This is a genomic window from Dasania marina DSM 21967 (genome assembly GCF_000373485.1).
Taxonomy (GTDB): domain Bacteria; phylum Pseudomonadota; class Gammaproteobacteria; order Pseudomonadales; family Dasaniaceae; genus Dasania; species Dasania marina.
The window spans coordinates 922,904-937,702 of sequence record NZ_KB891575.1 but is presented as its reverse complement, the minus strand read 5'-3'; the positions used below and the strand labels follow the sequence as shown (position 1 = coordinate 937,702).

The window sequence follows — 14,799 nt, the reverse complement described above, 5'->3', positions numbered from 1 at the left end:
CCTTAGCACGTTTTGTTCTACCCTCTACGAGCAAAACCCGCGCCCAGTTCACAGCCTTAACGTCAGCTCGCCCGCAACTAGAACAGGCCGCGTAAATAGTGTTGGCCACAGCAGCATGGGCTATTTCATACTGCAACCATGCTTAAAACACTCCCCTATTTACTGTTACTCATCGGCCTACTGCCCAGCGCCCAGAGTTATGCACAGACCGAAGACAACAGTGCCTCAGAAATACAATGGCTGGCCGCCTATGGCTTATCTTTTGGCGGTGCCGATAAAGTAGAGAGCCTCTATAACCGCTACGATGATAGCTTTGAAACGAGTGGCTTGGCCTCGCTGGGCGCAGGCGTTGCGCTGCCCTTAGCCCGGTTGCCGTTAACTCTGGAAACACTAGTCTCGGTACATTTTGACAATGCCGAAGCCAAACAAGGGGACGCCAACCTCGACTATAAAACCATCGATGTGCTGAGCTTTTACCGCCAGGGTGCCCATCGCATTGGCCTAGGCTTTAGCCACCACCTCAACCCCCGCTTTAAAACCAATAATGGCCTTACCGATGAGGCCGCGCGCTTTAACGACACCACTGGCACAATCGTAGAATATAATTACCTCTACGCTCACAGCAGTGCACTGGGCGTTAGGCTTACCGATATACGTTACACCGGTAGCCAGCAAGGCCAGCGTATTAACGGCAGCAATATCAGCATTTTTATCAAAACGTTTTTCTAATCAGCGCTCAGTTATTGGCTTAACTGCCAACCCAATACCAATGAATAATCCGCCTCCATTTGCGGGCCATCAAGATGCTGGTAAACCGGCTTAATCACCTCCAGCGCTAAGCGATGCGTTTGCTCGCCGGGCATTATCCAGTTGATACCCACAGCCACATCAAGCCGTTCGCCGGCACGCAAATTAGGGTCTGCGGTGGGTACCATGCTGCGCATCATGGGGTTAAGTTCGCTGTCTATACCGTCAATATTATCCCAGTGCTCATAGGCCACACGAGTAGACCAACTCAAGCTTTCAGCAAACGGCCTGGCATACCAAGCGGTAGCCATATAGCGATCGCCTAGCGTGTAATCATTATCGTTGTCACCCAGGCGTATGGTCGCTTTAGTTTGCGCGCCCCAGGAATAATGCGCCTGCTTAACCGTATAGGTAATGCCCGGCATAATATCGTAGGTGCCCGAGCCCAATTGCATGGGGTAAGGCAGCTGCACATCCTTGCCCATGCTCATGGCGGTGTTATCTTTTTCAGCTATGGAGCCCGTCGGTAAGCTCACCGTAAAATTTAGAATTAAATCGCTGCTGTCGGTTTTTTGGTAATTAAACAAAGCGCCCAGTTTTATATCACCTAAGCCATCACTGTGGGTACTAAAGGGAGTATCAACCGTCATGCCGCCGCCCATATTCATCATGCCCATACGCATATTTAAATCCATGTCGTATGCAATGATGGGGAGCATTAGCATAAGCGTGAGTTCATCCGTAGGTGCGTACATGCCGCCTAGCATATGCATTTTCATGGTCATTGTTTGGGGCGAGTTCATATAGCCTTGCTGGTGTATCTCGGTAGTAGAAACACTATCACTACCGTCGAGGTTGCCATCCATCTCCATCTGCATATAGCGATAAGACAGCATCCACTCACCCGCATTATGCGTATGCTCACCCATCACGCCTATAGGGCCATGACTATCAGCGCGAAAGCTACCGTCGGCTATTGCTGCTGTGCTAAGAAGAGAGGCGAATAAAACCCGTGACCACATACATTGTTGCTCCATAAAAATCATCGTGCGAAAAGATTACATTATGGAACCATGCTAACAGTGAGGGCAGGTGTGGTGAATGCGTCACGTTGTCGCAGCAAGTGCTAGTCGTGACGCTAGGTGGAAAATACTAGCGGTTTTTTTCTAGCACTTTTTCAACAATGGAGGTGGTGGAGCAACTGTCGAATAGTGACAACACTTTTACTTCGCCGCCGTAAGCTTCGACTATTTCCCAGCCCACTACGCCTTCCTTATCGTAGTCGCCGCCCTTGGCGAGTATGTCGGGCTTAAGCACTTCTAGTAATTTTTCGGGGGTGTCGTCTTCAAAGGGGATTACCCAATCCACCGACTCCAACTTAGACAGCAAAGACATGCGGCTCTCTACCGGATTAATCGGTCGGCCAGGGCCTTTTAAACGGGTGATGGAAGCGTCGCCATTAACCGCCACCACTAGGCGATCACCCAGCTCTTTAGCCTGTTCTAAATAGCCGGCATGGCCGGGATGTAAAATATCGAAACAACCGTTGGTAAACACCACTTTTTCGCCATGAGCGCGGGCATCTTGCAGGGCAATTTGTAACTGCTCTAGGCTTAACATGCCGCGCTCTGAACCCTGTTCGCTGTTAATGGCACGGCGCAGCTCTGGTGCGCTAATTACCGCAGTACCCAGTTTGCCGACCACTATACCCGCCGCCAAGTTGGCTAAGGCCACCGCCTGTGGCATGGGCTCGCCCGCCGCCAAAGAAGCGGCCAGTACCGAGATCACCGTGTCGCCGGCACCGGTAACATCAAACACTTCCCGAGCTCTGGCCGGCAGGTGCAGCTCTGGCTCGCTGGGGCGCAGCAAGGTCATGCCGTGCTCACCACGAGTAATCAGCAAGGCCTGTAGGTCGTGCTCAGCCATCAGCTGCTCACCCTTAGCCACCAGTTGTTGCTCATTAGCACAGTGGCCGACGATAGCTTCAAACTCAGGTAGATTGGGGGTTAATAACGTGGCGCCACGGTAGCGACTAAAATCGGTACCTTTGGGGTCGACCAATATGGGAATATTTAAGGCCTTAGCCGCTTGAATTAGAGGCTGCGGATCTAACAGCGCCCCCTTGTCATAATCCGACAGTATCAGGGCGCCCATGCCCGGCAGCATGGCTCTGGCCTTTTCGCTAAGGCCATCGGCCGCAGCAACGCTAAAAGCCTCTTCAAAATCCATGCGCAGTAATTGTTGGTGGCGACTGATGACACGCAATTTGGTAATAGTAGGCCCACTCTCGGCCTGCTGGAAATGACAGTGCACCTGCGCCGCCTGCATGCGGGCGGCGAGCACCTCAGCCTCATCATCCATACCGACTATGCCAGAGAGCGAGGCTCCTGCCCCCAAGGCCGCAATATTTAAAGCCACATTAGCCGCGCCGCCAGGGCGGTCTTCCACTTGTGACACTTTCACAACGGGCACTGGCGCTTCCGGGGATATACGGTTAGTGCCACCATGCCAATAGCGATCTAGCATTACATCGCCCACAACGAGGACTTGGGCTTGGTCAAAACGTGGCATGGTGAGTTTCATCTATGGGGGATCTCTAAATATAGTCTACAGGCGGGTATTATTACGTGAACCAGAGGAAATGGCTAATGCACTCGGGAAGAAATACAACTAGCAAAAAGCATAAGGCTAATGTTCTGTGCTACTAGGGCCCTGCATAGCCCCTTTCATATTTATTGACGGGCCGAATCAATATCAGCCACAGCAGCCACCTTAGCCACGCTAGCAGGCTTTATTTGATTCCATACTAAATCATCAATAGCATTGTTAGGGGCAAAGCCTAATGGTGCAGCTTTTAAAATAGCACGTACCTTTTCGCAATCAAAGGCATGACAGCCATGGTCTAACTGATCAAGAATAAGCTCAACCTCAGGCCAAGATAGCGATAATTCCTGCGCTTTCATAATTCGAGGATGCTCGGTACCTTGGGGGTTATCACCTATCAAAAGCTCTTCAAACAGCTTTTCGCCGGGGCGCAGGCCGGTATAAACAATTTCAATATCCCCTTCAGGGTTTGCTTCATTACGGAGCTCTAAGCCCATTAAGCGAATCATTTTTTTAGCTAAGTCAGCAATTTTAACCTGTTCGCCCATATCCAAGACAAAGACATCCCCCCCTTTACCCATAGTGCCTGCCTGCAACACTAGCTGGGCGGCTTCAGGAATGGTCATAAAATAACGAATAATATCCTTATGCGTGACGGTGACGGGGCCATGATTTTTGATTTGCTCTCTGAATAGTGGCACTACCGAACCCGACGAACCCAGCACATTACCAAATCTCACCATAGAGAAGCGCGTTACCGCTTGGCGCTCAGCCATACCCTGCAAGACCAACTCAGCCATACGCTTGCTAGCCCCCATAATATTGGTGGGACGCACAGCTTTATCCGTAGAAATCAGCACAAAAGTCTCAACTTTGGCTTTAACCGCGGCTTCAGCAGCATACCAGGTGCCGAAAACATTGTTACGCACACCCTCAATCACATTATGCTCAACCAAGGGCACATGTTTATAAGCTGCGGCGTGATATACCGTTTGTACACCAAAACTACTCATAATCACTTGCAACCTATGCTCACGCTGCACTGAGCCAACAATGGGTTTCACCTCTACTGCTAAGCCTCGATTACCCACAAGATTATTAAGCTCATTGTGGATGGCATATAAATTAAACTCCGACTGCTCAAATAGCACCAATACTTTAGGCTCATGCTCAATAATTTGTCTGCATAACTCGGAACCGATAGATCCACCAGCCCCCGTTACCATCACCACTTTATTTTTAATAATGTTGTCTAACAGCTGATTATTGGGCGCTACCGGATCGCGGCCTAATAAGTCTTCGAGTTCAATATCTTTAATCTCTTCAATTTTAGCCCTACCACTTACCACATCGGCCATATCCGGTATGGTTTGCACCTGTATCGCTAAGGGCTCTATCGACCGTAAAATTTCGGCACGCTCGGCTCGGGTGGCAAGGCCTGTGGCCAAGAGCAACTTTTTCACTTCATGCTTTTTAATTAGACGCTCTAACTTGATGGGGCTATAGACTCGTAGCCCCTGCAAAACACTGCCCTGTAAAGCTGTATTGCTGTCTACATAAGCTATTGGCTGATATTCTTGACCTTGGAATAGGGCATTGGCTAACTGTAAGCCCGAGGTTCCGGCCCCATAAATAATGACCTTCTCTTTTTGTAATTTTTGTAGGCGCCGCACATAGTCACTCACCAGCAAGCGAGAACCACCCACAAAAATCATCGCTAATCCCCAATAAATAAATGGGGCAGATCTAGGGATAGGTGCTTTTAATAAAAAATTAGATGCAGAAAATATCAATGCTGAGAGAGAGACTCCCGTCACAATCATCAAAAGAGCATGACTTGACAAATGCCGAATCACCGCGCGATAAAGGCCAATACGAACAAAAATCGCTAAAGTCGCAGCCGTAGTAATCACCAAGCTATAAATAACCAAATGACTTTCTATACGGTAAAATTCCTCAAGGCGTATACTTATTCCTCCCCACAAAGCCAAGGGAACGCACACTAGATCAGCCAACACTGACATAAGCCGTTTTTGATAACGGGGTAAGCTAAGTATTTTTTTAATCATTATCAACTCCCTGCAACCAGCGCCTAGCGAAAAACTGTTTCTAAGCCAACAACGATAACACACTTAACACGTGCAAGCCGCATACACTACAGGAGACAAAAACACAAAATGCGCCTCATATGCTGCACGAAAAAAATCTAAAACTAAATACTATAAGGCTACTGCAAGCTAAAGCTCAAAGAAGTAGGATTTAGCATTTAAATATAACGAACATACTCTAACGTAACGCGAATAAGACTCTCCTCTACTGGCACATCGTAAATAAAACCTTCATGAATAGATTTAAAATAAACACTAGAATAAGAGGCGTGAACTGAGCAAGTATTGCCTTCAAACAGCCTTATATGAGACTTCGATTTATTTTAATAGGCTAATCTTATAAGGACTCTAGCCTTGCTTCATCTACACCCAAACTTGGCAAAGCCTAGCACGACGATCAAAGCGAAGTTCTTCCTCATTCATAAATTAGCGTCCCCATCAAGAGCATGGCACTAAATCGTCTTAAATATAGAGCTACATTAATAAAAACAGTATGTGCCTATCTTTAAGCTGGAAATTTAGTGATTATCCTTAAGCCTTTCTTGAGAAAATTCTTGCTAACGTCTTAAAAATCAGAGCAACGTCATATGCCAAAGAATGCCTTTTAACATATTCCAAATAATATTGCTGTTTTATTGGTAGTATTACATCAACATAGGTTTTTTTTGGGTTTTTTTCACCCGCTAAGATTTCATTCTCATCTATCATTTCAATAGATGCCTTATCTGTAATTCCTGGGCGAACGGATAAAATTATCGCTTTAACCTCATCAGGGTAAAAATTAATATACTCTTCCACCTCAGGACGCGGACCGACTAAACTCATGCTCCCAAACAGTACATTAACCAACTGTGGCAGCTCATCAATTTTTAACTTGCGAATAAATCTCCCACAATTAGTTATCCTTGGATCAGAACCAACTGTTAAAAGGCCTTTTTTATCCGCACACATTATCATGGAACGAAACTTATAAATATTGAACCTAACACCATATCGCCCAATCCTTTCCTGCTTAAAAAAAATAGGGCCTGGAGAGTCTAACTTAACCCACAGCGCTATGATTAATAAAATTGGCGATAAGAGTGTTAAACCCACAATTGAGCATATAAAATCAAACAATCTTTTAAGCATCTGAAAATATTCTTTTAATTGTAGAAATAACTCTTGTTTGATCTGCATCCGTCATTTTAGTATACAAAGGTATAGAAACAATGCTTTTAAATATTCTTTCAGCTGCAGGGAACATTTCTGGAGTAAGTTTATATGTATCACGCCAATAGGGATGTAAGTGGAGTGGAATAAAGTGAACTGAACAGCCAATACCTTTATCCAACATCATCTGTATGAATTTATCACGTGTTATACTGGCTTGTTCAGAGAGTCTTAATGTATATAAATGCCAAGCATGGGTACAGCCAACCTCAGCTTCAGCAGGTAGTAATACTGGCAAGCCTTTTAGCTCTTTATTATATCTACTCGCCATGTATTCTCTTCTGTTCTGAAACCCTGCCAGTCTTTTTAATTGGTGGATTCCTATAGAGGCTGCAATATCTGTCATGTTATATTTATAGCCAGGCGCAACTACTTCATAAAACCAACTTGGCACGTTCGATCTATATCTATTAAATATATCTTTATTAATACCATGCAACCGCATCACTTTACATCTTTTAGCTAATTCGTCATTTGATGTAACTACCATACCACCCTCACCAGTGGTCATAGTCTTATTTGCATAAAAGCTGAATACCGTAAAATCAGTATCCAAAGTGCCTACTAACCGTTCATTATAAATCGACGGCAAGGCATGGGCCGCATCTTCAACAACCTTAACAAAATGTTTCTTTGCAACTTTTATAATTCCATCCATGTCACAGGCCAATCCAGCAAAATGAACAGGTATAACCGCTTTTGTTTTACCTGTAATTGCCGCCTCAAACAATGAAGTTGTTAAATTATATGTACTGGGGTCCACATCGACAAAAACAGGAGTAGCACCTAGATACCTAACCACTTCAGCAGAAGCAGTAAAAGTATAAGTTGGAACAATCACCTCATCCCCCGGGCCAACACCCAAAGCTTCTAAAGCCAGATGCAAACCCGATGTGGCAGAATTAACAGCTATTGCGTGAATCGATCTTTCGCCAAGAAACCCCTCAAAATCTTCTTCAAACTTTTTAACTTTTGGGCCTGTAGTAACCCATCCTGATCTAAGTGAATCTACAACTTCATTAATCTCATCTTCACCAATATCAGGTAAAGCGAAGGGTAAAAAATCACCTGCATTCATAGCACTATTCCACACATTGCCTGTACATTATCCATTCAAAACCCTAATTAATTATCTTCATGATAGATTTTAACAAAGAGAGAGTAATGACTCGAATAACTGTGTATCTTTTACACAGTAATCATCCAATTTGACATCTATTGATGGTTTTTTATAAAATCTTACGCGCCGCTTATTTTTATTATTAGACAAGGCGCCTTTCAACACACCTTCCCCGCGCACCAAAAAAAATTTATTTTCTTTTAACAGCCAAATTTCGTCGAATGAATCAAGTAAATACTGCTTAACTTGGCTCACATCATTCGAAGGTAATTGTTTTTCTCTATTACGCAAAACCTCACAATGGTAAAACTCATGATACCAAAAAGGAATAGAAACATTTCTAATGTATTCTGAAAGCTTTAATCGGGTAGAACCATTAGTGTAGTCATAAATATAATTTGACAACAATCGCTCTCTGGGCTCTCTTATAACAGTTGCAGTATATCTATGCTGATTTATTATTCCAAGACTGGGAAGCCCCCACTCATACGCCAACCAATTAGCTTCCGAATACTCCAGAAGAAAGCTGTTTAACTCAGAGTCAGAATATAAGTGTAACGGATAAGCCACTCCAAATTTATCAATTAAATTACCATTACTATTAACCCCAGGCACACCATATTCTCGTGTCAGCCAAGAAACTATTGACGAACCGGCACATTTATGAAAATGATGGTAATATATTTTTTCCAATATCTAACTCCATTATGTACATCAAGCGCTCACCCCTTTTTAACGTACCCACTATATCAAAGCCCAAGCTTTCATATAGCCCTATAGCACTATAATTAAGCTCATCAACTTCTAATCTATATCCATCACACCTAGCCCGCCAACGCTGCTTAATAATTGCTTGCATTAACAACTTAGTATTTCCTCTCCCTTGGACCCTGGAGCCAACAATAGCGACCTCGAAGTAATGACTCTTTGGCAAAGCCGCAGCTTTATCTCCTCCTAAGGTCTTCTTTATTGCCTGGGTTAGCTTAGTAATAATATTAGGACTTTTCAAAATTGAAGTTATTACATTAAGTATCATTGCCCACCGTAATTTACGGTACTCCTTCAAAAAAGCATCAGCATCAAAATACACAACCGCCCAAGAAAACATTTCATTATTTCTGATATAAAAAACCTCGGAATACTCTGACTCTAAAGCAAATCTATAGTAATCAATTAAGAACTTTCTCCCCATTAATGCCATAAAGTTATTTGTAAATACACGTAAATGCGCATCACTCAAATCATCCAGCATTGATATAGAGGCCGTTTTTAAGCTCAGACTAGAATCCATATCTTTCAGACGCAACCTTTTCTAAAAAATCAACAAATATTTCATATTGGCTTTCTTCTTTATATTTATCATGCGAAAAGTCCATCTCTTCTATAATTCCGCCCTTAAATTTCAAAATAAAATTATACAATCCTTTCCAGTTGAAATCAAAATTGGCGCCAATACCGTTTTGCTCAAGAATTTCTGACACCTCACCGGGGCAATTATTAATAACATAAAGTTTATTAGCTATATAATCGAAAAACTTAACAGGCATCGCAACAGAAGTTCCTTTAGAATAAGAAATCACACCTACATCGAACAAACTATATATATAATTCAAATCTGCGGGAGAAACGGATCCAAAATTATATATAGAATTACTGCTTCCTATCCAAGATTCAATACGAGATATTTGATTTTCATCGCCCAAACCAAACAAACAAACTTTTATATTGGGATCTTTCTCAAGANAGCACTTTATTTTTTTAATAAACTTATCTAAACCATAGCTATCGCCATAAGACCCTGCATATATTATTTTAATCGAGGCACGCTCTAAAAATGCTTCGACACTAGATATTATCTTATTATTTTTATAATAATTTAAGCCATCCAATTCTTCGCTGTACCCTAGATAAACAACTGTAGAAGAAACTTTTTTAACATCAAGCTTCTCTCTAAATGTCCTCGAACAATATACGACTCCGTCCGCTTTCTCCAGCCGCAGTGCTCTAATTTTTTTTAGAGGCCTTTTAAAAAAATTTAAGTGCCTCTTATTAGTGGTCTCAATAATCTCCGGGAACAAATCAAGAACATCATAGACTAAAACCACCCCCGTGAATGCCTTAACAACATGAGCTAACCACGAGCAAAATGGCGCTGGCTCAACACAGATAATATGAGTGAACTGCCTAAATTTTTTGTTCGTTAAAAATGAAGTCAAAAATGAAATTGCATAGAAAAACTCATGGAAAACTCTTGACACACTACGATTCCCATAACGCATGTATATCCATGAAAAACAAAGATCATACCCATTTTCTATGGCAATACACTTCAGAGAATTAATATCCCTTTTTTGCTTTGTACGATGCTCTACAGGTGGTGCATATATAGTGCATTTATACGCCCGACGAACCAAGGCCTTCGCAAGCATCGTTGATCGATATTCTTTCCACCCTTCACCCTCCAAGTTACCGTACGGATTAAAAATCAGACAGTTCATTTAACAACCTCCCGTACAGCTTATCGAAATCTCTCTCCCACGAATCACTAACCCTTATTGTCTTCTGAAAGCCTCTGTTATCGATTATATAATTAATATTTTTAAGTAATGTATTCCTATCATCATACTTACCACTAAGACCAAAACCTTTCTGCTCTGCTGACTTTGAGATCACACATTCAGAATTAATAAGTAATGGAACATTGCTCATCTGAGCTTCATAATATTTATTCGGAGCAGCCATTATAAAATTAAGATTTATAGGTCGATAGTACGCGAAGACCCCAATCGATCTCCTTGCAATATTCATACACTCCTCAGATTTTATTTTACCCACGTAACAAATATATGATCTACGCAAAATATCATTTAATAAATCTTTATCGTGAATAAAACCAGCTATTATTAGAGAGCATTTCCTGCCATCTTCATTCATTTTATCGAGCACATCCAAAAGCACCTCGATGCCATTCAAATTTTCCCTCAGTGAACCATAGGCAAAAATAAAAGGAGTAAGGGTTACATCTATTTTATAATTTTCTTCTTTGCTTTCATTACACCTTATAGGGATATTTCTAACAACTACTGTTTTATTTTTAAACTCAGGAAATCTGTCAGACCTAAACTCTTCCACCTCGACTATCAAATCTGCTCTTTTCCTTGCCAATACCGTGAAAAATTTTGTTAAAATACTATCCGACCTACGTATATCCAAAGCATCGATAGCATCCAGGCATACATACCCCTTATATCTAGACAAGAAAGGAATCAGCATTAGCTCTTCATTAGTTACGATCACAATATCGGCCTTTATTCTCCTCAGAAAATAAATGGCTTTCACGAGATATACCACATATGAAAAAATACTTCTCAACCCATGCGGCAGCCTGACGCCAGAATATATTGCACTCGGCAATATATTCCACTTTTCACTTCCACGAACAGCGCCATAATAAGTTATCTTGTCACCTTTCTTTAAAAAGCTTTCCATTATTTTTTTAACGCGCACATAATCGCTATTTGCTGTATGAAAAAAACCTATATCCATTTAAACCTACTAATCAGCTTGATTAAAAATATTTCTGCAGCAAAAACCATAACCATAAAAAATGGCTGCTCCGCTCTAATGAAAGGAATGAACCTAAAGAGCATCCAGACCATAAAAAACTCGCTCCCTCTGATACTCCTCACTAGTCGATAGCAAGTATAATATAAGCCAACGAGTATGATTGGAGATAAAGCCACCCCAAGATAGCCAAGCTGATGATACCCCTCACCAAAGATGGTATATGTTGTTATATAATTACCATCTCCTAATATCATACCTCCAACCTCCTCATGTAATCTATTTGAAGTTGAAGTTATAGGTTTCCCTTCCCATATAAATCTGGGAATAAAATTCAGCCAAGGAGCGGCAGTCCATTGCCAGCCATAATCTATACCGTGCACATCGACATAGCGAACGACATCTGAAATCCATGCCCTATACCCCATCTGTTCAACGAAAGAGCTATTACTTAATAGTTTTTCCAATGATAATCCATAAGCAACACCAGACCTTAACAATGCACCAAGGTTTACATATAAAATAAACAGCAAAAGCCCAATTGGACCCATCACAAAGAATGCAATGTATCTTTTAATTACTTTTAATTTAAAAAACCATATATATACTGGAGTCAGTATTAAGAATAATAATGGCAGTCGTGTCTCAGCAACCATTAGTAAATATAAACACATAATGGACATTGCAATATAAAAATTTTTGATTTTCCCTCTTAGGTGATAGTCGCCTATTGTTATTATCGTAAAAGGCAATAATATATATGAGACTGCTTTGAAAAATGACGACTCCAACACCCCCTCTGTTAAATATTGATCCACTCGTGCACGTATTAGCGCATCAATAAAACCACCACTTTCTATAATCAATGACATCGCATGCCAGGAATAAACCAACAGCCCCGCCACACCTAGAATAGTTATATTGCAATTTACATTATCATTATCATTAAAATAGTAACTTTTACTTTTAGCCCACCTTGCTAGAAATAGATACTCTATAAAAACCGATGCCACAACTCCCAATAATGCAAAGCGCCATAACCAACCGTCATCATGCTGACTTGACGGAAGTAATATAATGAAAACAACGACCACGACTACTAGCGTAGAAACAGAAATTCTTTTCGCAATAGAAATATCATAGGCCAGAAGCAAGATAAAAATTATCAAATACGGGTAAAATAAATAACTATCCATGTTTAAGTAATCTTCCTGACGCCACGATCCATAATACGGAGATAAAATTAGCAGCTATCAATACGATAATTGTTGTTCTGAAATCATCCCACAATACATACTGATACGACAAAAACAAAAATCCAGCTGATAAAATATTGGCAACAGAAATAGTCCAATATTTTTCACTCGTCAGAATGATAGAGCTTGCCGCTTTACCCAGCCCCTGCATTGTCAACAGTATCGCATACATGAATTCGTCATAATTTGTATCCACAAATATAACAAATAAAAAAAGAAAGAAAGATGCAACAAGAAAGACATCATATACTTTATAATAATATGCTACTTTACCATCACTGATACGCCTATAATGCTCCATTAAATAATATGAAATACTATTGCCAACAAAAACTGTAGCCCCGCCAATCTGCACAGCAAGCCAAACATAAAAAGCACTAGAGTCCGGCGACACCTCTAAGCCGTTTGTAACCACCAAATAAGTCATTAAACAAACAAGAAAAACTTCTATAGATTTTAATGAAACCTTTACACTTACTACAATAGGCAACGACAATAGTAATACACCAGCACACAAATAAACTGCAGAATTGCTTGCCAGACTTAGTAAATCACTGCATTTAATTTCCTTTTCTATATAACTAGCGATAATAAATATTGCAGGCTGCTGTATTACAACAAACGCTAATTGTATTTTTGGCCCATAGTTACTATTCCGATATGCATACGCAATAGTCACAGCCACTACTGAACTCAGTACAGACGACAGCGCAAGAGCAGCAGAAACATCCAATAAAACCGATATTGATAAGCCGACAAAAACGACAATTAAAAAAGAAAAAATAGCGGCTGCAAATTTACCTACTCGGAATCCATCTACTTGCAACCCAAAAACAACACCTAGTAGGAAAAGAGCTCCCAGCAAACCACTATATATTGAAATTTCAAAATAATGCAGAGCCGAATCTGGATCTTGACTTATCAATAATGCGATTATAGTTAACGATAGAAACTTTGCCGCCAACACTCCTGAGCTCATCAACACAAGCTTATTTATTACGCTCTTTATATAGTTCATCAATTATATTCATTAGTCTTTTAGTTGTATTCTTTTCATTGTACATTTGAACGGCTTTATTATGTATTCGACTCTTCGCTGCCTCTTTTATTTGCTTTTGATTCTCGAGGTAAAAAGTCAATTTTTTTCTAATTGCTGACTTTTTGTTCTCACACACCAAAACCCCTCCGGCATCCGCAAACAATTTCAAAAAAGGGTCGTCGTTTGTTTGCTTAATATATAGTATTGGTATGGGCAATGAGATCAAAATAAAACATTTACCAGGTATTTGATATACTGACTTATTCCCGATGATAGGCATAATATCAAATTTTTTTAGCCTCTCTATTGATTCTTCATACTCTATGTAATCATTACTGTTGTAATTAAAAAAACTTTTCTGTTTTGAGTATAGTTTTGCCAGCCTATCAAACGCAGCGCTTCTCGGCCCCGCCAAATAAAAATCCACTCTCACTCCCTCATTCGTTAGCTCCGCTAACGAATGAATGAGCGGCCTCATATCTCTATTAGATTTATATGCCACCCCTATATGACCAGCACTAACCATACCACCACAAAACGTTTTCTCCTTTTCTATTACTACATTCTGAAATCCATATTCAATCGCTTCTATGTTTTTCGCAAAATAAGTTTTACAAAACAAATTTTTTGTTTCATTCGTCGTCACCAGCACCAGGTTTGATGTTTTTACTATTTCTTTCTCGTCACGTACAGACCTCTTATAAAACCAAGGCCTCATTTTTTTTTCGACGTAACTCAAAGGATCTCCGTAATCAGCCACCCAAATAAACTCTTTCTCTTTTCTCGCCTTTAACACCCCAAGATGAGCTTCTACTGAACCTGACGCACTAATAACCACATCATCATCTTTTACGAGACTTACAATTTTCCGGTATACAAAATCACGCAAGCCCTTATATTTGTCTGGGTAGCAAAATCTGTACTCTATATTTCTTCTTAAAAATCCGGAGGCCTGACTATAATTTTCTACCCCCCCGGTCACATCCATGACCCTGTACCCTCTAGCCAGCCCTACACCTATCCCAAAGATATTAATACTTGCGAATTTATCTTTCAAAACCTCAGAATTTAAATAATTACCTATTCTTATAGCCTGTGAGTCCTCATACCTGCCCAATGAAGAGCTAAATATGTAAAGATTAGCCATAC

At 41.0% G+C, this 14,799-nt stretch carries 12 protein-coding genes; 1 reads left to right on the top strand and 11 read right to left on the bottom strand.

Going from position 1 to position 14,799, the window contains the following annotated elements; all coding sequences use genetic code 11:
- The first annotated feature begins 138 nt into the window (after positions 1–138).
- Positions 139–729 carry a hypothetical protein gene (locus B067_RS0104350; protein WP_019528837.1) on the top strand — a complete coding sequence of 197 codons (591 nt, stop codon included), beginning with the start codon at positions 139–141 and terminating at the stop codon, positions 727–729.
- Positions 730–740: 11 nt separating this feature from the next.
- Here the strand turns inward: B067_RS0104350 and B067_RS0104345 are convergent, their stop codons facing one another.
- The 11 genes from B067_RS0104345 to B067_RS0104290 form a co-directional block, all read right to left on the bottom strand.
- Complete coding sequence (locus B067_RS0104345) at positions 741–1,769, bottom strand: transporter (RefSeq protein ID WP_156820737.1); 1,029 nt, start codon at positions 1,767–1,769, stop codon at positions 741–743.
- Between the two features lie 130 nt (positions 1,770–1,899).
- A complete protein-coding gene (hldE, locus tag B067_RS0104340) occupies positions 1,900–3,330 on the bottom strand; it encodes a bifunctional D-glycero-beta-D-manno-heptose-7-phosphate kinase/D-glycero-beta-D-manno-heptose 1-phosphate adenylyltransferase HldE (protein WP_019528835.1) in 1,431 nt (476 codons plus the stop codon).
- Between the two features lie 149 nt (positions 3,331–3,479).
- Positions 3,480–5,420 carry a nucleoside-diphosphate sugar epimerase/dehydratase gene (locus B067_RS19640; protein WP_035801182.1) on the bottom strand — a complete coding sequence of 647 codons (1,941 nt, stop codon included), beginning with the start codon at positions 5,418–5,420 and terminating at the stop codon, positions 3,480–3,482.
- 570 nt (positions 5,421–5,990) lie between these two features.
- Positions 5,991–6,590 carry a sugar transferase gene (locus tag B067_RS0104330; RefSeq protein ID WP_019528833.1) on the bottom strand — a complete coding sequence of 200 codons (600 nt, stop codon included), beginning with the start codon at positions 6,588–6,590 and terminating at the stop codon, positions 5,991–5,993.
- Positions 6,583–7,749, bottom strand: a complete 1,167-nt coding sequence (locus tag B067_RS0104325; protein WP_019528832.1) for a DegT/DnrJ/EryC1/StrS family aminotransferase — start codon at positions 7,747–7,749, stop codon at positions 6,583–6,585. The genes B067_RS0104330 and B067_RS0104325 overlap by 8 nt, the downstream gene beginning before the upstream one ends.
- 69 nt (positions 7,750–7,818) lie before the next feature.
- Complete coding sequence (locus B067_RS21775; protein WP_156820736.1) at positions 7,819–8,484, bottom strand: hypothetical protein; 666 nt, start codon at positions 8,482–8,484, stop codon at positions 7,819–7,821.
- Positions 8,453–9,082 carry a GNAT family N-acetyltransferase gene (locus tag B067_RS0104315; RefSeq protein WP_019528830.1) on the bottom strand — a complete coding sequence of 210 codons (630 nt, stop codon included), beginning with the start codon at positions 9,080–9,082 and terminating at the stop codon, positions 8,453–8,455. Before B067_RS0104315 ends, B067_RS21775 begins: the two co-directional genes overlap by 32 nt.
- A gap of 1,187 nt (positions 9,083–10,269) precedes the next feature.
- Positions 10,270–11,337 (bottom strand): glycosyltransferase family protein, encoded by a 1,068-nt coding sequence (locus tag B067_RS0104305; RefSeq protein WP_019528828.1) that lies wholly within the window; start codon positions 11,335–11,337, stop codon positions 10,270–10,272.
- Positions 11,328–12,551 carry an oligosaccharide repeat unit polymerase gene (locus tag B067_RS0104300; RefSeq protein ID WP_019528827.1) on the bottom strand — a complete coding sequence of 408 codons (1,224 nt, stop codon included), beginning with the start codon at positions 12,549–12,551 and terminating at the stop codon, positions 11,328–11,330. The genes B067_RS0104305 and B067_RS0104300 overlap by 10 nt, the downstream gene beginning before the upstream one ends.
- Positions 12,544–13,590, bottom strand: a complete 1,047-nt coding sequence (locus tag B067_RS0104295; RefSeq protein ID WP_156820735.1) for a hypothetical protein — start codon at positions 13,588–13,590, stop codon at positions 12,544–12,546. The genes B067_RS0104300 and B067_RS0104295 overlap by 8 nt, the downstream gene beginning before the upstream one ends.
- 10 nt (positions 13,591–13,600) lie before the next feature.
- Entirely contained in the window at positions 13,601–14,797 is a 1,197-nt protein-coding gene (locus B067_RS0104290) for a hypothetical protein (RefSeq protein WP_019528825.1), read from the bottom strand.
- Positions 14,798–14,799: the final 2 nt, after the last annotated feature.

Bases quoted from the DNA above. Each gene is read 5' to 3' on its own strand.
- B067_RS0104350 (WP_019528837.1), top strand. From the start codon at position 139: ATGCTTAAAACACTCCCCTATTTACTGTTACTCATCGGCCTACTGCCC.
- B067_RS0104345 (WP_156820737.1), bottom strand. From the start codon at position 1,769: ATGTGGTCACGGGTTTTATTCGCCTCTCTTCTTAGCACAGCAGCAATA.
- hldE (WP_019528835.1), bottom strand. From the start codon at position 3,330: ATGAAACTCACCATGCCACGTTTTGACCAAGCCCAAGTCCTCGTTGTG.
- B067_RS19640 (WP_035801182.1), bottom strand. From the start codon at position 5,420: ATGATTAAAAAAATACTTAGCTTACCCCGTTATCAAAAACGGCTTATG.
- B067_RS0104330 (WP_019528833.1), bottom strand. From the start codon at position 6,590: ATGCTTAAAAGATTGTTTGATTTTATATGCTCAATTGTGGGTTTAACA.
- B067_RS0104325 (WP_019528832.1), bottom strand. From the start codon at position 7,749: ATGAATGCAGGTGATTTTTTACCCTTCGCTTTACCTGATATTGGTGAA.
- B067_RS0104315 (WP_019528830.1), bottom strand. From the start codon at position 9,082: ATGGATTCTAGTCTGAGCTTAAAAACGGCCTCTATATCAATGCTGGAT.
- B067_RS0104305 (WP_019528828.1), bottom strand. From the start codon at position 11,337: ATGGATATAGGTTTTTTTCATACAGCAAATAGCGATTATGTGCGCGTT.
- B067_RS0104300 (WP_019528827.1), bottom strand. From the start codon at position 12,551: ATGGATAGTTATTTATTTTACCCGTATTTGATAATTTTTATCTTGCTT.
- B067_RS0104295 (WP_156820735.1), bottom strand. From the start codon at position 13,590: ATGAGCTCAGGAGTGTTGGCGGCAAAGTTTCTATCGTTAACTATAATC.
- B067_RS0104290 (WP_019528825.1), bottom strand. From the start codon at position 14,797: ATGGCTAATCTTTACATATTTAGCTCTTCATTGGGCAGGTATGAGGAC.